The 22,312-nt window shown below is 70.8% G+C and carries 18 protein-coding genes; 7 read left to right on the top strand and 11 right to left on the bottom strand.

The window, feature by feature from the left end; translation table 11 throughout:
* Positions 1–12: 12 nt before the first annotated feature.
* Positions 13–480, bottom strand: a complete 468-nt coding sequence (locus AB0P25_RS05115) for an Hsp20/alpha crystallin family protein (RefSeq protein ID WP_363805784.1) — start codon at positions 478–480, stop codon at positions 13–15.
* A 179-nt stretch (positions 481–659) separates the two neighbouring features.
* Here AB0P25_RS05115 and AB0P25_RS05120 point away from each other — a divergent pair, with 179 nt between their 5' ends.
* The gene (locus AB0P25_RS05120; protein WP_363805786.1) at positions 660–1,235 is read left to right on the top strand and encodes a DNA starvation/stationary phase protection protein; all 576 of its coding nucleotides are present in this window, start codon (positions 660–662) and stop codon (positions 1,233–1,235) included.
* Between the two features lie 24 nt (positions 1,236–1,259).
* Here the strand turns inward: AB0P25_RS05120 and AB0P25_RS05125 are convergent, their stop codons facing one another.
* Positions 1,260–2,018: an IclR family transcriptional regulator gene (locus AB0P25_RS05125; protein WP_363805787.1), complete on the bottom strand. Its 759-nt coding sequence runs from the start codon at positions 2,016–2,018 to the stop codon at positions 1,260–1,262.
* A gap of 92 nt (positions 2,019–2,110) precedes the next feature.
* Here AB0P25_RS05125 and hutH point away from each other — a divergent pair, with 92 nt between their 5' ends.
* Genes hutH through hutI form a run of 3 tightly spaced genes read left to right on the top strand, consistent with a single transcriptional unit; the run spans position 2,111 to position 6,507 of the window.
* Positions 2,111–3,655, top strand: coding sequence for a histidine ammonia-lyase (hutH, locus tag AB0P25_RS05130; protein WP_363805788.1), 1,545 nt, complete (start codon positions 2,111–2,113; stop codon positions 3,653–3,655).
* A gap of 27 nt (positions 3,656–3,682) precedes the next feature.
* Positions 3,683–5,353 carry a urocanate hydratase gene (gene hutU / locus AB0P25_RS05135; protein WP_363805790.1) on the top strand — a complete coding sequence of 557 codons (1,671 nt, stop codon included), beginning with the start codon at positions 3,683–3,685 and terminating at the stop codon, positions 5,351–5,353.
* Entirely contained in the window at positions 5,350–6,507 is a 1,158-nt protein-coding gene (gene hutI, locus AB0P25_RS05140) for an imidazolonepropionase (protein ID WP_363805792.1), read from the top strand. The genes hutU and hutI overlap by 4 nt, the downstream gene beginning before the upstream one ends.
* A gap of 96 nt (positions 6,508–6,603) precedes the next feature.
* On the opposite strand, the gene AB0P25_RS05145 is transcribed toward hutI, so the two are convergent.
* The 3 genes from AB0P25_RS05145 to AB0P25_RS05155 form a co-directional block, all read right to left on the bottom strand.
* Positions 6,604–7,500, bottom strand: a complete 897-nt coding sequence (locus AB0P25_RS05145; protein WP_363805793.1) for an arginase family protein — start codon at positions 7,498–7,500, stop codon at positions 6,604–6,606.
* Between the two features lie 143 nt (positions 7,501–7,643).
* Positions 7,644–11,018, bottom strand: a complete 3,375-nt coding sequence (locus AB0P25_RS05150; RefSeq protein ID WP_363805795.1) for an efflux RND transporter permease subunit — start codon at positions 11,016–11,018, stop codon at positions 7,644–7,646.
* Positions 11,019–11,159: 141 nt separating this feature from the next.
* On the bottom strand, positions 11,160–12,638 hold the full coding sequence (locus AB0P25_RS05155) for a PLP-dependent aminotransferase family protein (RefSeq protein ID WP_363805797.1): 1,479 nt from the start codon (positions 12,636–12,638) through the stop codon (positions 11,160–11,162).
* A gap of 64 nt (positions 12,639–12,702) precedes the next feature.
* On the opposite strand from AB0P25_RS05155, the gene AB0P25_RS05160 reads away from it, so the two are divergent.
* Complete coding sequence (locus AB0P25_RS05160; protein ID WP_363805799.1) at positions 12,703–13,593, top strand: membrane protein; 891 nt, start codon at positions 12,703–12,705, stop codon at positions 13,591–13,593.
* Here AB0P25_RS05160 and AB0P25_RS05165 read toward each other — a convergent pair.
* Positions 13,590–14,351 carry a MerR family transcriptional regulator gene (locus AB0P25_RS05165; RefSeq protein WP_363805800.1) on the bottom strand — a complete coding sequence of 254 codons (762 nt, stop codon included), beginning with the start codon at positions 14,349–14,351 and terminating at the stop codon, positions 13,590–13,592. The genes AB0P25_RS05160 and AB0P25_RS05165 overlap by 4 nt on opposite strands.
* Before the next feature lie 93 nt (positions 14,352–14,444).
* Between AB0P25_RS05165 and AB0P25_RS05170 the strand changes: the two genes are divergently transcribed.
* Positions 14,445–15,167: an MBL fold metallo-hydrolase gene (locus tag AB0P25_RS05170; protein WP_363805802.1), complete on the top strand. Its 723-nt coding sequence runs from the start codon at positions 14,445–14,447 to the stop codon at positions 15,165–15,167.
* On the opposite strand, the gene AB0P25_RS05175 is transcribed toward AB0P25_RS05170, so the two are convergent.
* The 5 genes from AB0P25_RS05175 to AB0P25_RS05195 form a co-directional block, all read right to left on the bottom strand.
* Positions 15,164–17,296: an APC family permease gene (locus tag AB0P25_RS05175; protein WP_363806240.1), complete on the bottom strand. Its 2,133-nt coding sequence runs from the start codon at positions 17,294–17,296 to the stop codon at positions 15,164–15,166. The genes AB0P25_RS05170 and AB0P25_RS05175 overlap by 4 nt on opposite strands.
* A gap of 233 nt (positions 17,297–17,529) precedes the next feature.
* Entirely contained in the window at positions 17,530–18,159 is a 630-nt protein-coding gene (locus tag AB0P25_RS05180) for a PadR family transcriptional regulator (protein ID WP_363805804.1), read from the bottom strand.
* Entirely contained in the window at positions 18,156–18,998 is an 843-nt protein-coding gene (locus AB0P25_RS05185; protein WP_363805805.1) for a DUF4097 family beta strand repeat-containing protein, read from the bottom strand. The genes AB0P25_RS05180 and AB0P25_RS05185 overlap by 4 nt, the downstream gene beginning before the upstream one ends.
* A 161-nt stretch (positions 18,999–19,159) precedes the next feature.
* Positions 19,160–19,741: an antibiotic biosynthesis monooxygenase gene (locus tag AB0P25_RS05190; protein ID WP_363805806.1), complete on the bottom strand. Its 582-nt coding sequence runs from the start codon at positions 19,739–19,741 to the stop codon at positions 19,160–19,162.
* Between the two features lie 42 nt (positions 19,742–19,783).
* Positions 19,784–20,830: a LacI family DNA-binding transcriptional regulator gene (locus tag AB0P25_RS05195; protein ID WP_363805808.1), complete on the bottom strand. Its 1,047-nt coding sequence runs from the start codon at positions 20,828–20,830 to the stop codon at positions 19,784–19,786.
* A gap of 224 nt (positions 20,831–21,054) precedes the next feature.
* Here AB0P25_RS05195 and AB0P25_RS05200 point away from each other — a divergent pair, with 224 nt between their 5' ends.
* Entirely contained in the window at positions 21,055–22,308 is a 1,254-nt protein-coding gene (locus tag AB0P25_RS05200) for an extracellular solute-binding protein (RefSeq protein ID WP_363805809.1), read from the top strand.
* The last annotated feature ends 4 nt before the right edge of the window (positions 22,309–22,312 follow it).

Here is a 22,312-nt window from a genome sequence, read left to right on the forward strand (position 1 = left end):
GCGGTCACCCGGTTACGACGAGACCGCCCGGGCGTCGCTGCGCGCCTCATCGACGCGCATCGTGCCGCCGCCGCCCTCCGATCGCCTCGACTCCACCGCGATCTTGCGCGGCTTCGCCCGCTCGGCGACCGGGATCATGACGCTCAGCACCCCGTTGTCGTACGACGCGGTGATGCCGTCCGGATCGACGTCGTCGCCGATCGTGAACTGGCGCATGTAGGCACCGTAGGGCCGCTCCTGCGCGAGCCAGCGGGCACCGTCGCGATCGGCGGCCGTGCGCACCGCGCGGATCGTGAGGAGGTGGCCGTCGACGTCCACATCCACCGACGACGGGTCGGCGCCGGGAAGGTCGGCGTTCAGGATGTAGCGGTCGCCCTCCCGGAAGAGGTCGACCGGCATCAGGCGCGGCTGGCGACTGGTGTCGAACACGCTCTGGGCGATCCGGTCCAACTGGGAGAAAGGATCGAACGACATGGCCATCAGATGTACCCCTTTCTTCAATTGAGCTGATGAGAGGCGGTTATCGCCGCCTTTCGGCCACAGATATTAGCACTCTCACTACGAGAGTGCCAAGTGGTTTTCGGGCTTGTCAAGGCGGTTCCGGGCCGCGTTCCCGCGGCATACCGTGCGTGTCGTCCATCGAACAGAAGGGACCCATCGTGGCCGCAACCGACACCAAGACGAAGAGCAGCGCGAAGAAGCCGAAGACCCCCGCGGTCCGCCGCACGAGCGCGGTCGGCGTCGCCCCGACGCGCCGCGAGCACGCCGAGCACGGCTTCGTCGCCTCGACCGAGCTGGCGCAGAACCTCCAGCGCGTGCACGTCGACCTGATCGAGCTGCACCTCCAGGGCAAGCAGGCGCACTGGAACGTCGTCGGCCGCAACTTCCGCGACCTCCACCTGCAGCTCGACGAGATCGTCGAGGCCGCGCGCGAGTTCAGCGACGACGTCGCCGAGCGACTGCGCGCTCTGCATGCGACGCCCGACGGACGCAGCGCGACCGTCGCCGAGCAGACCAGCCTCCCGGAGTTCCCGAACGGCGAGGTCGACACCGAGGAGACGGTGGACCTCATCACCGAGCGGCTGGAGGCGGTCGTCCGCACCATGCGCGACGTGCACGACGACGTCGACGAGGAGGACCCGACCTCGGCCGACCTGCTCCACGCGATCATCGAGAAGCTGGAGCAGTTCGCCTGGATGGTCAGCGCAGAGAACCGCACGCCCAGCCGGGCCTGAGCGTCCACGCGAGGCGGTGGCCGGTCAGCTCCCCCGGATCCGGCGGGACAGCTCGGCCGCCGTCTCGCGCACCCGCGCGGCGAGCCCATCCCATCGCTCCGGCGGGACGTTCTCGCGCGGGAACGTGACGGCGATCCCGGCCGCCGGCCAGCCCGCGTGATCGCGCACGGAGACGGCGACGGACGCGAAGCCCGGCGTCACGTCGCCGTCCTCCGTCGCGTAGCCGCGCTCGCGCGCCTCGGTCACCAGGCGGCGCAACTCGGCGTACGAGTGCGGGCCGGAGCCGGTGCGGTCCTCGAACGCGCCGGAATCCGGGTACAGCGCGCGCAGCTGCTCCCGGGGGAGCGTGGCCAGCAGGGCGCGTCCGCTCGCCGTCAGGTGCGCGGGGAGACGGACGCCCACATCCGTGACGAGGCGCGGCCGGCGCGGGGCGCGCTCCTCGACGATGTAGACCACGTCGCGCCCGTGCAGCACGGCGACGTGCCCGGACTCCCCGATCGCATCCACGAGAGCCGCGACGATGGGACGCCCGAGGCGGCTGAGCGGCTGCTGCCGCGAGAACCCGCTCGACAGCTCGTACGCCGCGACGCCCAGGCCGTAGCGTTTCGCCTCGGGGAAGTGCAGCACGAAGCCGTGCTCCGCCAGCACCGTGAGCAGGTGGTAGACGGTCGAGCGCGGCAGCCCGAGGTGTCCGGCGATCGCGGCGGCGGGCACCGGACCGCGCTGCGTCCCCAGGTAGCCCAGGATGCGGAGCGTGTTCTCGGCGGCGGGCACCTTGCTCACGTCATCCTCCTCGCCGGCCGAGTCTGGGATCCCGGACACCGAGCAGCCTACCGCTGACCCGCCGCCACCGCCCTCGGCGCGAGGATCGGAGCATGCTCCAGACCCAGACCTCCGTCACCGTCGGCACCGGCGCGCTGACCATCGCCGACGTCGTCGCCGTCGCCCGGCACGACGCCCGCATCGAACTCGACCCCGAGGCGCTGGAGGGCGTCGCCGCCTCCCGCGCGATCATCGAAGCGCTCGCCGACGACACCGAGCCGCACTACGGCATCTCCACCGGGTTCGGCGCCCTCGCCACCACGTTCATCCCCGGCGACCGGCGCGCGCAGCTGCAGGCCAGCCTGGTGCGATCGCACGCGGCGGGCTCCGGCCCGGAGGTCGAGCAGGAGGTGGTGCGCGCACTCGTGCTGCTGCGCCTGTCCACCCTGATGACCGGACGCACCGGCGCCCGGCCCGAGACCGTCGAGACGTACGCGGCCCTCCTGAACGCCGGGATCACGCCGGTCGTCCACGAGTACGGGTCGCTCGGCTGCTCCGGGGACCTGGCGCCGCTTGCGCAGTGCGCCCTCGCGGCGATGGGCGAGGGCCGCGTCCGCGTCGACGGTGAGCTCGTGGACGCCTCCGCGGCCCTGGCGGCGGCGGGCATCCGGCCGGTCGTCCTCGCCGAAAAGGAAGGGCTCGCGCTCATCAACGGCACCGACGGGATGCTCGGGATGCTCGCGCTGGCCATCCACGACCTGCACGGCCTCCTCGCCGACGCCGACATCGCCGCTGCGATGAGCGTCGAGGCGCTGCTCGGCACCGACGCCGTCTTCGCCGACGACCTGCAGCGGCTGCGCCCACAGGCGGGCCAGGCCATCTCGGCCGCGAATCTGCGCGCGATGCTCGCCGGCTCCCCGATCGTCGCCAGCCACAAGGGCCCGGAGTGCACGCGCGTCCAGGACGCGTACTCGCTGCGCTGCTCCCCGCAGGTGCACGGCGCCGCGCGCGACACCGTGGACCACGCCGAGCTCGTCGCCTCCCGCGAGCTGGCATCGGCGGTCGACAACCCGGTCCTGACGCTTGACGGCAGGGTCGAGTCGAACGGCAACTTCCACGGCGCGCCCGTGGCGTACGTCCTGGACTTCCTGGCGATCGCGGTGGCGGATGTGGCGAGCATGTCCGAGCGGCGCACCGACCGCTTCCTCGATCCCGCACGCAACCAGGGGCTGCCGCCGTTCCTCGCGCACGAGGTCGGCGTCGACTCGGGGCTGATGATCGCGCAGTACACGGCCGCCGGCATCGTCTCCGAGCTGAAGCGGCTCGCCGCGCCCGCGTCGGTGGACAGCATCCCGTCGTCCGCGATGCAGGAGGACCACGTGTCGATGGGATGGGGGGCCGCCCGCAAGCTGCGCCGCGCCCTCGACGGGCTCGCCCGCGTGCTCGCGATCGAGGTGATGACCGCCGCCCGCGGCGCCGACCTCCGCGCTCCGCTGCAGCCCGGCCCGCGCACGGGCGCCGTCATCGCTGCCCTCCGCAGCGCCGTCCCCGGCCCTGGCCCCGACCGCCACCTGTCCCCCGAGATCGAGGCCGCCCACGCCCTCCTCTCCTCCGGCGCCCTGCGGCGCGCCGCCGATCTCCCCGACCCGACCCACTAGCCGCCGAGCAGAAGAAAGGACCACACGATGGATGGAGCACGACCGGTCCGCGCCGCGCGCGGCACCGAGCTCACCGCGAAGAGCTGGCAGACCGAGGCGCCGCTGCGGATGCTGATGAACAACCTCGACCCCGACGTGGCCGAGCGGCCGGACGACCTGGTCGTCTACGGCGGCACCGGCCGCGCGGCCCGCAGCTGGGAGGCGTTCGACGCGATCGTCGCCACCCTCCGCGACCTGGAGGCGGACGAGACGCTGCTCGTGCAGTCCGGCAAGCCGGTCGGCGTGTTCCGCACGCACGAGTGGGCGCCGCGTGTGCTGATCGCCAACTCGAACCTGGTCGGCGACTGGGCGACGTGGCCCGAGTTCCGCCGGCTGGAGGCGCTGGGGCTGACGATGTACGGCCAGATGACCGCCGGATCCTGGATCTACATCGGCTCCCAGGGCATCCTGCAGGGCACCTACGAGGCCTTCGGCGCGGTCGCGCGGAAGAGGTTCGAGGGGTCGCTCGCCGGCACCCTCACCCTCACCGGCGGCTGCGGCGGCATGGGCGGGGCGCAGCCGCTCGCCGTCACCATGAACGGCGGCTCCGTGCTGATCGTGGATGTGGACCGCACCCGCCTGCAGCGTCGCGTCGACCACGGCTACCTGGATGTGCTCGCCGACGACCTCGACGACGCCGTGTACCAGGCCGTGACCGCCAAGGACGAGGGACGCGCGCTCTCGGTCGGCGTGGTCGGCAACGCCGCCGAGGTGTTCCCCGAACTGCTGCGCCGCGGCGTCCCGATCGACATCGTGACCGACCAGACCAGTGCCCACGACCCGCTCTCGTACCTGCCGATCGGGTACGACGTCGAGTCGTGGCGCGAGCGCGCCGCGGCGGATCCCGAGCGCTTCACCGACGACGCCCGCCGCTCGATGGCCGCCCAGGTGGAGGCGATGGTCGGGTTCCAGGACGCCGGCGCCGAGGTCTTCGACTACGGCAACTCCATCCGCACCGAGGCACAGCTCGGGGGATACGACCGCGCGTTCGACTTCCCCGGCTTCGTGCCCGCGTACATCCGCCCCCTCTTCGCCGAGGGCAAGGGGCCGTTCCGCTGGGCGGCACTGAGCGGCGACCCCGCCGACATCGCGGCGACCGACCGCGCCGTGCTCGAGCTGTTCCCCGAGGACGAGCACCTGCGCCGCTGGATCACCCAGGCGGGCGAGAAGGTGCACTTCGAGGGCCTTCCGGCGCGGATCTGCTGGCTGGGATACAAGGAGCGCCACCTCGCCGGGCTGCGCTTCAACGAGATGGTCGCCTCGGGCGAGCTCTCGGCGCCGGTCGTCATCGGCCGCGACCACCTCGACTCGGGCTCGGTCGCATCCCCGTACCGCGAGACCGAGTCGATGGCCGACGGCTCCGACGCGATCGCCGACTGGCCACTGCTGAACGCGCTGCTCAACACGGCCTCCGGCGCCACCTGGGTGTCGTTCCACCACGGCGGCGGGGTCGGGATCGGGCGCAGCATTCACGCGGGCCAGGTCGTCGTCGCGGACGGCACGCCGCTCGCCGCCGAGAAGATCGAGCGGGTCCTCATCAACGACCCGGGCACCGGTGTGATGCGGCACGTGGATGCGGGCTACGAGCGTGCGGTGGAGGTCGCCGACGAGCGCGGCCTGCGCATCCCGATGCGCGAGCAGAGCGCCGCCCGCCGATGACCGCGACCCTCGTCACGGGGATCGGCGAGCTGGTCACGTTCGATCCCGCGCATCCCGGTTCGCTGGGGTCGCTGGCGGATGCCGCCGTGCTCGCAGTCGACGGCCGCATCGCATGGACCGGGCCCGCCGCGTCCGCACCCGTGGCGGATGCCGACGAGATCGTAGACGTCGACGGCGCGGCGGTCATCCCGGGGTTCGTCGACTCGCACACGCACCTGGTGTTTGGCGGCGACCGGGCCGCGGAGTTCGAGGCGCGGATGGCCGGGCGACCGTATACCGCGGGCGGCATACGGTCCACGGTCGCGGCGACCCGGGAAGCGTCGGATGACGCGCTGCGCACGCGGCTGGCCGGTTTCGTGGGCGAGCTGCGCGCCCAGGGGACCACGACCTTCGAAATCAAGAGCGGCTACGGGCTGACCGTCGCCGACGAGGACCGCCTGCTGCGGATCGCGCGCGAGGTGACGGACGAGACGACCTTCCTCGGGGCGCATGTCGTTCCTCCCGAGTACGCGTCGGATCCCGACGCCTACGTCGACCTCGTCACCGGCCCGATGCTCGACGCCTGCGCGCCGTCTGCGCGATGGATCGACGTGTTCTGCGAGACCGGCGCCTTCACCGTCGAGCAATCGCGGCGCATCCTCGAAGCGGGTGCGGCCCGCGGGCTCGGCCTCCGGCTCCATGCCGCCCAGCTCGGACCGGGCGACGGGGTCGAGCTGGCCGTCGAGCTGGATGCGGCCAGCGTCGACCACTGCACGTACCTCCGCGATGAGGACGTGGAGCGGCTGGCCGCCTCCCAAACCGTCGCGACCCTGCTCCCGGGCGTCGAGTTCTCGACTAGGCACCCCTACCCGTCCGGGCGGTGGCTGCTGGATGCGGGCGCGACCGTCGCGCTCGCGAGCGACTGCAACCCGGGCTCGTCGTTCACCTCGTCGATGCCGTTCTGCATCGCGCTCGCCGTGCGCGAGATGGGACTGACGCCGGCGGAGGCTCTGCGCGCCGCCACGCTCGGCGGCGCGGCCGCCCTGCGGCGAGACGACGTCGGACACCTCCGCGTCGGTGCGCGCGCCGACCTGGTGGTGCTGCGCGCCCCCACCTCCGTGCACCTCGCCTACCGCCCCGGCGTCCCCCTCGTCGCCCGCACCCTCACCCTCTAGCCACCCGGCCCGCCGCCATCGAGTCCGCGAAGAGTGCACGGCTGCGCGGCGTGTCGCGTGCACTCATTGCGGACTCGATGGGAGGAGGGGCGCCGGTCAGCGGGTGGCGAGGCCGGCGGCGGACTCGAGGACGAGGAGAGCGGCGAGGCGGACGGTGCGCTGATCGGGGGTGTCGGCGGTCGCGTCGACCTCGGCGATGTCGATCGAGCGCACCTGAGGGGACGCGGCCGCGCGGCGCGCGAAGCGGCGCAGCTCCCACGCGGCCAGGCCGCCGGGGACGGACGCCGGGCATCCGGGGGCGACGGATCGGTCGCAGACGTCGACGTCGAGGTCCAGGTGGATGGGGCCGCCGGCAGCACCCGCGATGTCCAGCGCCTCGGCCATCACGTCGTCGATGGGCCGGGCGCGGAGCGCGTCCAGGGTGATGACGGTGATGCCGTACTCCTCCGCCCGCCGCGCGTACGCGGCCGAGTTGGCGAAGTCGGCGATGCCGAGCTGCACGACGCGGCGCCCGTCCAGCCCGGCCTCCAGCAGCTCGCGCACCGGCGAGCCGTTGGAGCGCCCGTCCCGGAGGTCGTGGTGGGCGTCGAGGGTGATCAGGCCCGCGCTTCCCAACGCATCGCCCGCCGCGCCGAGCATCGCCGGAACCGTGAGCGAGTTGTCGCCGCCGACAGCGACGGTCAGCCGGGAACGGCTCACCGCCTCCGCAACGGCGCCGATGGCGCGTTCGCGCCCATCCGGACCGTCGGGGTCGGCCACGTCGCCGGCGTCTGCGAACCGCAGCGCCTCCACATCCAGGCCCGGGGCGAACGCCGAGTAGCGCCGCAGCGCGTCCCGCACCGCGGCGGGGGTGCGGTGGGCGCCGGTCGGCGACAGCGACGTCTCGTGCGTCGGGATGCCGACGAGCGCGAGGTCGACATCGTCAGCGCCAAGCGCGTCCCAGCCGCCCGCGCGCGGCCACAGCGGATCGACGGACAGCCACTGCTCGCTCATACCGCGACCCTAGCCAGGGCCCGGGGCCGCCGCGACGCTCTGGCGCGGCCGCATGTCTGGCATCCCGGACGAGGCTGCCGGAGGATCACGCCTGGCAGGCCGCAACCGGACGTCCGACTTCCGGACGTCCGACCGCTGCGCCGTCAGATCTGCGACCCGCCCGCGGGGCTCGTGAACACCGGCGGCTGCGGAGCGTCGGGCGAGCGGTCATCCGGCGAGCCGCCGTCGCGCGGTCCACCGTCCGGCCCGCGCGGCGCGTCGCCGCCCGGGCCATCCGTCGGACCGCCCGCCGCCGCATCCCGTGCCGCCTTGCGCGCCGCCTTCCGCTCGCGCCGGCCGATCACCAGGTTGTACAGCGTCGGCAGCACGACCAGCGTCAGCACGGTGGACGAGATGAGGCCGCCGATCACCACGATCGCGAGCGGCTGCGAGATGAAACCGCCATGGCCGGTGACGCCGAGCGCCATCGGGGTCAGAGCGGCGATCGTCGCGATCGCCGTCATCAGGATCGGGCGGAGTCGGCGCGACGAACCGTGCGCGACCGCGTCTGCGACGGACATGCCGCGTCTGCGGTACTGGTTGACCAGGTCGATGAGGACGATCGCATTCGTCACCACGATTCCGATCAGCATCAGCAGACCGATCATGGACGCGACACCGAGCGGGATGCCCGACGCGATCTGCAGCAGGATGGCGCCCGTCGCCGCGAACGGCACCGACACGAGCAGAAGGATCGGCTGCAGCAGCGAGCGGAACGTCGCGACCATCACGATGTACACGATGAGGATGGCGGCGAGCAGCGCCAGGCCGAGCTGCCCGAACGCGTCGGACTGGCTCGCCGAGACGCCGCCGATCTTCGCGGTGGCGCCCTCCGGGAGGTCCGCCGCTTTGAGTGCCGCCGAGACGTCCGCGTTCGCCGTGGTCAGGTTGTCCGTCGCCGGGGTCGCCGTCACGCTCGCGGTCCGGAGCCCGCGCTCGGTGGTGACCGTGGACGGCCCCTTGACCTCCGCGACCGAGGCCAGCGTGTCCAGCGGGACGACGCCGGTGGCGGTCGGGATCGGCAGCTGCGCGAGGCCCGCGACGGTGGTCGGCGGGTTCTCGGACTGCAGGTAGATCTTGAGCGTCGTGTTGTCGATCGCGACGGATCCGGCCTGCGTCGGCTGCATCGCCTGCGAGACGATCGTGCCGACGGCGACCTCGCTCAGGCCCGCGGCGGCCGCCTTCGAGCGGTCGACCTCCACCGCGACGTAGGGCAGCGAGGCGGACAGGTTGTCGGTCACCTGCTTGAGCGACTTCTTCTTCTGCAGCTCGGTCAGCACGGCGTCGGTCGCCTTCTGCAGGTCGCCGTCGTTGCTGGCCGTGATGTCCACCTGGATGTCGGTCGACCCACCGAAGCCGCTCGACGCGGACAGCGTGATCTCACCCTGGTCCTTGATCGCCGCGAGCTCGTCCTGGATGGTGTTCTGCAGCTTCTCCTGGTCGGCGTCCGGGTCGGTCGTCACGGAGAACGTGGTGCCGCCCCCGCCGCCGGTGAAGGCGTCGCGAAGCGACGAGCCGGACGACCCGATCGACACCTGGACCGTCTTCACGCCCTTCGTGTCGATCAGCTTCTGCTCGACCACCTTCGCCGCGTCGTCCTTCGCCTGCAGGCTCGCGCCCGGGTCCAGGGTCTGCGTGACGGTCATCGAGTTCTGCCCGCTCGAACCGAGGAAGTTCGTCTTCACGAACGGGAACGCGAAGAACGTGAGCACGAGCACCAGCGCGGCCGCCACCACGGTCACCCACGAGTGCTTGAGGGTCCAGCGGATGATCGGCAGATAACCGGCCTGGAGACGCGACGGATGCTCGAGCTCGTCGACACCGGCGGCCGCCGCCTCCTCCACGGACAGGTGCGAGGCGTCGGTCGTCGCCGCGGTCTCGCCGTCGTGCTTGTGCACCTTGGGCGCGCGCAGGAACCAGTACGCGAGCACCGGCACGATCGTCAGCGCGACGAGCAGCGACGACAGCAGGGCGATCGTGACGGTCAGCGCGAACGGACGGAACAGCTCGCCGGTCACGTCTCCGACGAACGCCAGCGGCAGGAACACAGCGACCGTCGTGATGGTCGACGCCGTGATCGCTCCGGCCACCTCGCGCACGGCCTTGACGATCGTGACGGCGCGATCGACGCCGGGGACGAGCTGTCTCTTGATGTTCTCGATGACGACGATGGAGTCGTCCACGACGCGTCCGATCGCGATGGTGAGCGCGCCGAGGGTGATGATGTTGAGCGTGTAGCCGGTCGCCCACATGACGACGAAGGTGATCAGCACGCTGGTCGGGATGGACACGATCGTGACCAGGGTCGCCCGCACGGACAGCAGGAACACCAGGATGACGATGACGGCCATCGCGAGCCCGAGCAGGCCCTCCTCGGCGAGCGAGTTGATCGACTGGGTGATGAACGGCGCCTGGTCGAAGACGACAGTGATCTTCGCGTCCGATCCGAGCTTCTTCTCGAGGTCCGGGATGAGGTCGGTGACTTCGTGCGAGACCTCGACGGTGTTCGCCGACGGCAGCTTCGTCACGGCGATGGTGAGCGCCGGCTCGCCGTTGACGCGAGAGAGGGAGGTGATCGGGTCGTCCGTCTCGGCGACCGTCGCGACGGATCCGATCGTCGGGGGCGCGCCCACGACCTGAGCGGGCTCGTTGGTACCGATCGCACCGGCCGCAGCGCCAGCACCGGCCGCACCACCCGCACCGGCAGCCCCTGAAGCAGCCGACGACCCCGCGGATGCCGACTTCACCAGCGGCAGCCCCGCGATGTCGTCCACCGACTTCAGCTGCTGCCCGGACTGGATCGACAGCGTCTTGTCGTCCTCGGTGATCGACCCGCCCGGGATGAGCACGCCGCTCTGCTGGAGCGCGTCCTTGATCGCAGACGAGCTGACCCCCGCCACCGCGAGCTTGGCCGGGTCCGGCGTGATCGTGATCCGTCGCCCGACCTCGCCGACGAGCTGAGCGTCGTTGACGCCCTTCAGGTCTTTGATGTCGGGGAGGGCGAGCTTGGTGATGTCGTTCGCGAGCGTCCGCTGGTCGCCCGAGGACGAGACGGCGAGTTGCACCACCGGCAGGTCGTCGATGCTGCCGGACAGCACCTGCGGCTCGACGCCGGACGGCAGCCCCGACTTGATGCGGTTGATCGCCTGGTCGATCTTCTGTTCCGCCGTGGCCAGGTCGGTGCCGTAGGTGAACTTCGCGGTGATGATCGACTGGTTCGTGCTGCTGACCGCCGACGTGCTGTCGAGGTTCGGGACGCCCTGGATCGCCGCTTCCACCGGCGTGCTCACGTCGTTGTTCACGACCTCCGGCGAGGCGCCCGGGTAACTGGAGAGCACGACGAGCTGGGGGAAGGAGATCGAGGGCACGAGCTCCTGCTTGAGGTTGTTCAGCGCGAGGCCGCCGAAGACCGCGGCGACGATCGTCACGAGCGCGATCAGGGCGCGGTTCTTCATGCTGAGAACGGCGAGGAAATGCACGGAGCTCCCCTAGGAATGGAACTGACAGGATGCGCGGCAGCGGTGGCGCACGATGAAGTATGTCAGCACCTCATGGGCGGTATCTTCATGCCCTGGTACGACTTGTGGATACTCCCCCGGGAGTCCGAACTGTGGGCGGTTTCAGACCACGCTGGGCAGCGCGCCGCTGTCGAAGTACGGCACGGGCTCGTTCGCGGCGACCGCCCACGCCCGCGACAGGGCGGCGAACGCGCGGTCGTACTCCTCCTCCGAGTAGGTGATCGGGATGCGCAGGAAGCGCTCGAACGCGCCGTCGATCCCGAATCGCGGTCCGGCGGCGATGAGCAGACCGTGGCTGCGCGCCGCGAGCGCGAGGGCCGAGCTGACCGGCGCACCGATCCCCACCCAGGCCGTCAAGCCGCCGTGCTGGATGGGCATCGTCCACTCCGGGAACGTGTCGGCGACGAGTCGGCGTACGATGGCGCGTCCCCGCTGCAGCTGCCCGCGCCGCTCCTCCGCGATCTGCTCGAGCTGCGGGATCATGCGCGCGACGACCAGCTGCTCGATGATCGGCGTTCCCAGGTCGCTCGCGGGCTTCGCTCCGATCAACCGCTGGATGTGACCGCGATCGGCGCGGATCCACCCGATCCGCAGACCGCCCCACAGCGTCTTGCTGGCGGACCCGATCATGATGATGGGCGCCGGCGGCGAGGCGGGGTCGGCGTAGCGGGGCATCGGGAGGTAGTCGCCGACCCGGTCGATGTCGAGCTCTGCGGTGGTCTCGTCGGCGACGACGATCGCGCCGTGACCGGCGGCGGCCGCGAGCACGTGCTGCCGCGTCTCCGGGGACATCGTCGCCCCGGTCGGGTTGTGGAAGTCCGGGATGAGGTAGGCGAGCGCCGGGTTGGCGCGGCGGAACGTCTGCTCGATCGCGTCCGCATCCCATCCGTCGGGCTCGTCGCCGAGGCGGTGCGGTCCCTCCTCGGGAGCGGTGACCGTGATGGGTACGAGCCGGGCGCCCGCCAGCCGCATCGCCTCGATCGCGTGCGGGTACGTCGGCACCTCGATGACGACGCGGTCGCCGCGCTGCAGGAACGTGCGCGCGATCAGCGCGATGGCCTGCTGCGCGCCGACGGTCACCAGGATCTGCTCCGGGTCGGTCGGGAGGCCGCGTCGGGTGTACCGGTCGGCGATCTCCTCCCGCAGATGCGGGAGCCCGACCGGGTCGTAGCCCGGGTCGGGCAGGAACCGGGGCAGGTCGTCGGCAGCGGCGCGCGCCGCGGCCGCGAGCGTGGAGGCGGCGGGCAGCGACGCCTTGGTGAAGTCGAGCATCCCCTCGCCGCCCACCGCGGGCAGCGGCAGGGTGCGGCCGGGCAGCCGGGTCACGCTGCCGGAGCCGCGCACGCTGTCGACGAAGCCGCCTTCGCGCAGCTGGCGGTAGGCCGCCGCCACGGTCGTGCGGCTCAACTCGAGGCGGGCGGCGAGGTCACGCTCGGCGGGCAGCCGGGTGCCGATCGGGACGCGGCCGTCGAGCACGAGGAGCCGGATGCGGTCGGCCAGCGCCTGGTATCCCGCGGCGGACGTACGCCACGATCCGAGCAGCTGTTCGAGGGACCGCGCGCTGAGCTGGACGTCCGACATGCAGGCCACTTTAGGGGAATTGGCATCTTGCCGCCAGTCCAATTGCTGCGATTGGATTGCAGCCGTGACCACCCGACTCCTTCTCACTCGCCGCCTCGTGCAGCTGCTGATCGGCCTGTTCCTGTACGGGATCGCGATCGCGCTGATGGTCCGCGGCGGGATCGGGCTGTCGCCGTGGGATGTGCTGGCGCAGGGCGTCTCGCTCAAGACCGGCATCCCGTTCGGGTTCGTCACCAACTTGATCGGGCTGGTCGTGCTGGCGTTCTGGATCCCGCTGCGCCAGCGTCCGGGTCTCGGAACCGTGCTCAACGTGCTGCTCGTCGGCCCGAGCGCCCAGCTGGGCCTCGACCTCCTTCCGCAGCAGACGGAGCTGTGGGCTCAGGTCCTGTTCTTCGTCGCGGGCCTCGCGCTGCTGGCGGTGGCCACCGGCCTCTACATCGGCCCGCGACTCGGCCCCGGCCCTCGCGACGGGCTGATGACCGGCCTGCACGCGCGCACCGGCCGCCCGATCTGGATGGTGCGCACCGCTATCGAGGTGACCGTGCTGATCATCGGGTGGGTGCTCGGCGGCAACGTGGGCATCGGAACGCTCGCGTTCGCGCTGCTGGTCGGCCCGCTGTGCAGCCTCACCCTCCCCTTCTTCGCGATCCGGCTCCCGCAGGACGCTGCAACGGCTGCGCCGCTGGAGAGCGAGCTCGAGGGAACGGCCGAGCAGTCGGCCGGCCTCGAGGAGGAGCAGGATGCCGTCCGTTTCGACGTGCGCGACGGCATCCTGCTCGAATCCGACCGTGCCGCGCACCAGCGCACCTGGCGCTCCGACGACCCGCTCGTGCGGGCCCCGCAGCCGGACCGCGCCGCCCCGGCCCCGCGCGAAGCGACCTCGTCCCGTCCGTCTCGCGCCGTGGCCGCCCACTGGCTCGACGACCGCATCACCCGCCGCCCGCGCCACCCCTAGGCGAGGTGGACGGCGGCGTAGGCGCGCAGCGCGTCGCGGACGAAGGCGGCGCCCTCGCGGCCGCCGTAGTTGGCGGCGAAGCGGTCGTCGGCGACGTACATCTCACCGAGGCCGGTCAGGTACGCGGCGGCGGGAGCACCCGTGCCGTAGCCCGGCGTGCCGGGGATGCCGGCCAGCCACTCCGCGTGACGGCGTGCCAGGGCCTGCGCCTCCTCCGAGTCGGGCGCGATGCCCGACGCGGCGGCGGCCTGCCAGTCGCGCGCCAGCTGCTCCTGCCGCTGCTGCCACTCGCGCCGTTCCTCGGGCGTCTTGCTGCGCCACCAGCGGTCGGACGCCGCGTACGCGTCCTTCCCCCAGCGCTGCTCGACCTCCTCCTTGTACTGCGTGTGATCGAACCCGTCGAACATCCGCTCGGCCACGATCTCCTCTCCTTCCTCCACTGCGTGGATCGTCGACTCGACCGACGCGATCTGCCGCGCCAGCCGTTCCCGCTCCGCCTGCAACCACGCGAGGTGGTCGCGCAGCGCGGGCGCCGCATCCGTCCGGTCGTCGAGCACGCGGCCGATGGCGTCGAGGCCGAGGCCGAGCTCGCGGAGCAGCAGGATGCGCTGCAGCCGCACGAGGGAGTCGCGGTCGTAGTACCGGTAGCCGTTGCCGCCGACGCGGCTCGGCGCGAGCAGGCCGATGGCGTCGTAGTGGCGCAGCGTGCGGCTGGTGGTGCCGGCGATCCGCGCGATGTCCTGGATGGACCAGTCCATGTTCTCCTCCTCTCGTGCGGTGCGGAATCCACGTTAGGAGTTGACGTTACGTCAAGGTCAAGCGCCAGGGGCAGTCCCGGATAGAGTGGCCCGGTGACAGGCATCCGCTCGACCGTCCGCGTGGCTCCCGGCATCCTGTTCGTCGAGGGCCCGCTCTCGAACTGGACTGTCTTCACCGGAAACGGCGCCGTCGAACTCGTCGACTGCGGCTACCCTTCCGACCTGCCGCTGGTGGAGGAGTCCATCCGCCGCGCAGGCGCTGACCCTGCCGATCTGAGCCGCATCCTGATCACCCACGGGCACTCCGACCACCTGGGTGCGAGCGCCCGCTTCGCCGAGCGCGGTGTCGTGGTCGCGACGACAGCCGACGAGCTGCCGAACGTGCGGCGCGAGGTCACCGAGCAGGTGACGATCCGCGACCTGCTGCCCTCCGTCCTCAAGCGCGGCACGGTGCGGTGGGCATTGGCCGCGGTGCGCGCGGGCGGTCTCGGCGACGTGGGCGTCCCCGGCGCGGTCGCGCTCGAGGGCGACGAGGTGCGCCTCAGCACCGGGCACACCCTCCAGCTGGTCGCAGCACCGGGCCACACCAGCGGCAGCGTGTGCTTCATCGAGCCGGAGTCGCGCTCGCTGATCTCGGGCGACGCGATCGTCGGCGGCCATCCCCTGCTCCGCGAGAGCGGCGAACTGCAGCAGCTGCCCGCCTTCTTCCAGCACGATCCCGACGAGGCGGCACGCAACGCCCAGCGGCTCGTGCTGTGCGACGTCGACCGGGTGCTGCCCGGCCACGGTCCGATCGTGGAGCTGGCCCGAGCCTAGCGCTTCGCGCGCGCCGGCACCTTGTGCTGCGGGACCGGAGCTTGCGCCTCCGGCTCGGGGATCGTCGCCGCGACCTGCTCCGCCGTCTGCTTCGGCGCGTCCATCGTGATGAGCACCTCGTGGATGTGGATGCGCGTGTGCGCCTTCGACGCAGGCACCAGTGGGCGCCGCGCCACAGGACGCACGGGCTCGCCGCGGCGGTCCTGGCCGGGCAGCGGACGGGACCGGCGGCCGTAGATCAACGACGACGAGTCGAGCAGCCACGGCACCAGCGCGACCGTGACGCCGTGGCACAGCATGAGCTGCTTGCTGATGCGGCGGGCGCGGTGGTTGTGCAGGATGGTCTCCCACCAGTGCCCCACGATGTACTGCGGCAGGTAGACGGTGACGACCTCGGAGCCGTGCTCCTCGCGCCGGTGCTTGAGGTACTTCACGAGCGGAACGCCGAAGTCACGGTACGGCGACTCGATGATCGTGAGCGGCACGTGGATGTTCTGCTCGATCCACTGGCGCTGCAGCTTCTGGGTCGCTTCCTCCTCGATCGAGACGTGGACCGCCTCGATGGAGTCGTGCCGCGCCGCGATCGCGTAGTCGAGCGCCTTGAGTGCGGGCTTCTGCATCTTGCCGATGAGCACGATCGCGTGGTCGCCGACGCTGCCGAAGGTGGTGACCGGGTCGACCTCGATCTCCTTCTCGACATCGCGGTAGTACCGGTTCACGCCGAGCATGAGGAACCAGAGGATCGGCATGAAGATGAAGACGAGGTACGCCCCGTGCGTGAACTTCGTGATCGTGACGACGATGAGCACGATCGCGGTGAGGCACGCGCCGAAGGCGTTGATGCAGAGCGAGCGGATGATGCCGGTCCGCTCCCGGCCGGTCTGGCCTCCGGACCGCAGCAGGGTGATCCAGTGCTTCACCATCCCCGACTGGCCGAGCGTGAACGAGACGAAGACGCCGATGATGTAGAGCTGGATGAGCTGGGTCAGGTTGGCCTGGTAGACGACCAGCAGCACCGTGGCAGCCAGCGCCAAGATGATCATGCCGTTCGAGTAGACCAGGCGGTCGCCGCGGGTGTTGAGCGCCTTCGGGGCGTAGGAGTCGCGGGCGAGCACCGAGCCGAGCAGCGGGAAGCCGTTGAAGGCGGTGTTCGCGGCGAGCAGCAGGACGACGGCGGTCGCGGCCTGCACGAGGAAGAAGAAGAACGTGTTGTTGCCGAACGTGGCGGCGGCGATCTGCGCGATCAGGCTGCGCTGCGGCTGGGTGGCGCACTGCGCCCAGCCCTGCAGGTCGCAGGGGTTCTCGGCATAGTGGACGCCGCTGATCAGCGCGGTCGCGGTCAGGCCGGCGAACAGCGTGATCGCGATGCCGCCCATGAGACCCAGGGTGACGCGGGCGTTGCGGATCTTCGGGGTGCGGAAAGCGGGGACGCCGTTGGCGACGGCCTCCACACCGGTCAGCGCGGAACATCCACTGGAGAACGCGCGGAGGAGCAGCAGCACGACTGCGGCCTGCGTCAGCGAGTCGGCGTGGACCTGGTAGCCGGCGGACTCGGCCACCGGCGCGTCCCCGAACACCGTGCGGACGAGCGCGGTGACGATCATCAGCGCGATGCTGCCGATGAAGATGTACGTCGGAAGCGCGAACGCCTTGGACGATTCACGCACCCCGCGGAGGTTGACCGCGGCGATGATGATGACGCAGAGGATGGCCAGCTCGACGCGCCACGGTGCGAGGAAGGGCAGTGCCGAGATCACGTTGTCGACGCCCGACGCGACGGACACCGCGACGGTGAGCACGTAGTCCACGAGGAGCGCGGAGGCGACGACAAGTCCGGCCTTCTCGCCGAGGTTCTTGTGCGCCACCTCGTAGTCGCCGCCGCCGGACGGGTAGGCCTTCACGAGCTGGCGGTAGCTCAGGACGACGGTGATGAGCAGCACGACGACGGCCGCGGCGACCCACGGAGCGAAGGTGAGGAACGCCAGCCCGCCCAGGAGCAGGATCATCAGCAGCTCTTGCGGGGCGTAGGCCACGCTGGAGAGGGCGTCGGAGGCGAAGATGGGTAGGGCGAGGTGCTTCGGGAGCAGCTGTCCTTCGAGTTTTTCACTCGGAAGCGGGTCGCCGATCAACCAGCGCTTCGGGGATCTCCCCTCATTTGTCACGAGTGGCGAGCATACTCGCTGGCAATGCACTGTCAAGTCGGCGCGTCGCGCGCCGGGGAGCCTTCCGATCTGCAAACACTGGGTGCTGCACCGCGGACGAGGCGCCGACCGCGGTTTCCCGCGGCACGGCGACCCGGACGGTTCTCACTGGGAGCCGGATGAGCATTCGCTGATTCTTCTCCGATAGCCGCCTGTCCCGATCAGGGGCGGGCCAGCACTTCGGCTACCGCGCGCCGCACGCGATCCAGCTCGCCCTTGAGGAGCGGCACGGCGTCAGGCGGAAGCGCGCCTCGAGCGGCATAGGACCGCAGGTCAGTGCGCAATTCCTGACGGAACTCGTTGAGCGCGGCCTCGGCGTCGCGGACGGCCGCATTGCCGGCCATCCGCGCATCCCGATCGGCGTCGCGGGCATCCTGCCGCGGGTCGACGCGGGTGGCGTTCCGCTTCGCCTCGCGGGCCGCCGAGGCGAGCTCGGCGCGCAGGGTGCGCATGGCGTCGTTCACGCCCGCACGCACCTCGTCGGCGAGACGGCGCACCGAATCGGTGACCTCGTCCTCGATCGCGTCGAGCTCCGGACGACGCGCGGCCAGCTCGGCGCGACCGGCGTCCGTGATCGCGTAGACGGTCTTGCGACCCTCGGTGGTCTTGGTGACCAGGCCCTCCTCCTCCAGCTTCGCCAGCCGGGGGTAGATGGTGCCCGCGCTCGGGCTGTAGGTGCCGCCGAACCGGTCGGTGAGCGCCTGGATCAGCTCGTAGCCGTGTCGCGGAGACTCGTCGAGCAGGCTGAGCAGGTACAGCCGGAGGCTGCCGTGCGAGAAGACGGGACTCACGCCGTCGCCTCCTGGGCTCCCGCGTCCTGCGTGGTGGACGCGCTGCGCAGCACGGCGGCGTCGCCCGAGACGGAGTTGACGCTGATCTCGACCCAGGTGCCATTGAGCGACCCTGCCGTGCCCGTGTACCCCCGGCCCATGCCGCCGACGACGGTCATGTTGTCGAGCTGCACCTTGCCGGACACCGTGTCGACACGGTAACGCGCGCCGACGGCCTCCGGGATGCGGATCGTCGTGTCCCCCGAGACGGTGTTGACACTGATCTCGTCGGGGGTGCCGGTGACGTCGATCATGACGTCGGCGGAGACGCCGGCCGCGGAGAACCGGTGGATGGCGCCAGTCGCCGTCACATCGCCCGAGACGGTGTGCGCGACGATGCGCCCGGTGTGGTCGCGGACGGACAGCTCGCCGCTGACCGAGTTGAGCTCGATGTCGCCGGTGAGCCCGTCGGCGACCACGTCGCCGTTCACCGTGCTGAGGCGGGCGTCGGTGGTGAGGCCCGAGACGAGGGCGGTCGCTGAGACCACGCCGAACTTGAGCTCCACGTCGCGCGGGACGAGCACGCTGATGTCTGCCTTGGCGCTCGAGCGCATCGACTTGAACACCTCGATGAAGTTGTCCCAGCGCAGCTGCGGGTGGTCGATCTCCAAGCGGTCGCCGTCGATGACGATCTTGAGGTCGCGCCCGGCGACCGAGTGGACCTCGATGCGCGCGCCCGGCTCGTCGTGGCCGACGATGTCGACCTGGCCGCCGAGGAGTCCGACCTTGAGCGTGCGGACGATCTCCACGTCGATGGTGCGGCTCTCGCCCGGCTGGATCAGCCACTTCTCCTGTGCCATGTTCTCGTGCTCCTTGTTCTCCGGTCCGTGCCGGGACCGTCGGTGACTCGCGTTATATCGCGACTGTTGACGTGAATCACGATATATCGCGAATCGGCGTCGCACAAGGAGCGCGGAGAGGAATCAGGGTCTGCTCAGGGAGGACCCCGAGTGAATGCGCGTCAGCGCTTGAGCCAGGGCTGCAGCATCCGGGTCACAAAGGGCAGCAGCAGGTACGTCATGGTCGGCGTCAGGCACAGCGTGCTGATCAGGACTGTGGCGAGCGGCCACAGCGTGTGCCAACCCGGGATGAACGTCACCGTCAGGTAGGTGAAGAGGAGCGACAGCGGGAAGAACCCGAGCCAGATCGTGACCGCCTGCTTCCACCGCGGCGGTGCGGCCGGAACGCCGGGTTGCGGCTCGTCGAACCAGCCCTCGATGCCCGTCCGCCGCTCGACGCGGGACACCTCCACGAGCTCGCGGCCCTCGTACAGCCAGTCGGCGCGGTCGTCCGACGCCTCCCAGGCCTCCAGTGTGTCCGCGTCCGCGAAACGGTACAGCATGTGCCACTCGTCGGAGTCGGCGTGGGCGCGCACCCATCCCGAGCCGAGGAAGCCGTCGTAGGTGTTGGCGAGGTTCACGCCCGACTGAACCCATCGGGTGACGTCGGCCAGGCGGCTGCCGTCGACACGACGGGTGATGGACACGGTGATCGGGAGGCGACGCGCTCGTGGCGCATCCAGCAGAGGCTCTTGTGGAGACATGCCTCCATTGTCTCCGGTCGGCGTTACAGGCGGATTTCGCGGTCAGCGGGCGCCGATGAGCGGCGGCCCCTCGCGGACCACCAGCCGCGGCGCGACCAGGCGGTGCCGTGGATCGGCGACCTCCTCGCCCGCGCGCACCTGGCCGCCGTGGGCTCCGGTCAGCAGCTCGAGCACACCCGCGGCGACCTCGTCGAGCTGCTGCCCGACGCTCGAGAAGCCGAGCGACGCAGCGACCGGGGTGTCGTCGTAGCCGACGACCGGGATGCGGCCCCCGGTCGCCGTGAGCACGCCGAGCGCGAGCGAGTCGGACGCGCACACGACGCCGTCGATCGGGCCGGCTTCCGCTTCCAGGCGGCGGATCGCATCCGCGCCGAACGGCACGACGTCCTCGACCGCGGCGTCGAGGCGACGCAGCTCGTCCTCGGCGAGACCGCTGCGCTCCCGCATGGCGTCGAGCCAGCCCTCCCGGCGGTCGTCACCCGTGCCGGACCCGCTGGGCCAGCCGACGAACGCGATGCGGCGCAGCCGACGGGAGAGGAGGTACGAGGTCGCTTCGCGCACGCCGGCGCGGCCGTCCACATCCACCCAGAGGTGCTGCGGGTCCGTCATGTCGTCGATGCCCCAGGGGCGCCCGAAGGTGACGAACGACTGGCCGTGCTCGATCAGCCATTCGGTGCGGGGATCCCCGTGGAACGTGGAGGTGAGCACGAAGGCGTCCACGTCGGCGGCGTCGGAGAGCCGGCGGAACTGCTCGATCTCGTCGTCGGGCCCGGAGGCGGTGAACAGCAGCATCCGCAGGCCCTGCCGGTCGGCCTGCTCGGTGAGCGCGTGCAGGAAGCGGTCGAGGATGCTGCCCGAGATGCCGTCCTGCGTGATCGGGTCGAGGCGGATGCCGATCGTCGAGCTCTTCTGCGTGCGCAACCGGCGCGCGGAGGCGTGCGGCCGGTAGCCGAGGGTGTGGATGGCCGCCTGGACGCGCTCCCGCGTCTCCGGGCGCACGAGCTCGGGCGCGTTCAGCACGTTGGAGACCGTCTGTCGGGAGACGCCGGCGACGTCGGCGACGTCGCTCACCGTGGGCTGCAGTCCCATCGCGCGCCTCCCTCCTCGGCTGGATATGACCCTAGTGGTCCGCTTGACACCTTCGGAACAGCGCGGTTACTGTGGCACACATCCCGGTTTGATCGTTCAAAGTCAGCGTAGCAGGTGCGGATTTGATCGTTCAAACATCGGGCGGAGACACACGACGGACCAAAGGAGGTCGGATGCGGGCATCGCTGCAGCGCATCGTGATCTCCCCCACCAAGGAGAATCGAATGCGCAAGATCACACACCGCCGGCTCGCGGCCGGCGCCGTCGCAGCGGCGACGGCGCTCGCCCTGACCGCCTGCGGCTCCGGCTTCGGCGGCAGCAGCAGCAGCGGCGACTCCGGCAAGCTCACCTCGTCCGACAAAGCCCTCACCGTCATGATCGGCTCGTCCGGCGACGCCGAGACGAACGCGGTCAAGTCAGCGGTCAGCGACTGGTCGAAGAGCTCGGGCACCAAGGCGAGCGTCGTCACGGCGAGCGACCTGAACCAGCAGCTCTCGCAGGGCTTCGCGGCGAAGAAGCCGGCGGACGTGTTCTACCTCTCGACGGACGCGCTCGCCGGGTACGCCTCCAACGGCTCCCTGCTCGCGTACGGCGACCAGCTCAGCAACAAGAGCGACTTCTACCCGAGCCTGGTGAAGTCCTTCACCTACGACGGCAAGTTCTACTGCGCGCCGAAGGACTTCTCGACCCTCCAGCTCGTCATCAACACCGACGCGTGGAAGGCCGCCGGCCTGACGGACGCCGACATCCCGAAGACCTGGGACCAGCTCGAGTCCGTCGCCAAGAAGCTCACCACCGGCAGCCAGGTCGGCCTCGGCATCTCCGGCGAGTACGCCCGCATCGGATCCTTCATGGTCCAGGCCGGCGGCAACCTCATGAACGACGACAGCACCAAGGCGACCGCGAACAGCGACGCCAACGTGCAGGCGCTCGACGAGGTCAAGAAGATGCTCAACGGCGGCGAGCTCAAGTACGCCAAGGACCTCGGCGCGGGCTGGGGCGGCGAGGCGTTCGGCAAGGGCCTCGCGGCGATGACGATCGAGGGCAACTGGATCACCGGAGCCCTGAAGTCCGACTTCCCGAACATCAAGTACACGATCGCCGAGCTGCCGAAGGGCCCGGCCGGCGCGGGCACGCTGCAGTTCACGAACTGCTGGGGCATCGCCGCCGACAGCCCCAACCAGGCCGCCGCGCTCAAGCTCGTCGAGAAGCTGACCAGCAAGGACGACCAGCTCGCCTTCTCGAAGGCCTTCGGCCCGATGCCGTCGATCAAGTCGGCCGCCGACGAGTGGAAGTCGGACAACCCCGACCTCGTCCCGTTCCTCAACGCCGCGGACTACGCCAAGGGCGTGCCGACTGCGAAGGGCTCGGCCGACGTCGTGACCGACCTCAACAGCAAGCTGGAGTCGCTGGCCACCGGCGACCCGAAGTCGATCCTCGACGCCACGCAGAAGAACCTCGAAGCGCTGCTGAAGTAACCCC

The sequence above is a fragment of the Leifsonia sp. NPDC077715 genome (assembly GCF_040686855.1).
In the GTDB taxonomy this organism is placed as follows: domain Bacteria; phylum Actinomycetota; class Actinomycetes; order Actinomycetales; family Microbacteriaceae; genus Leifsonia.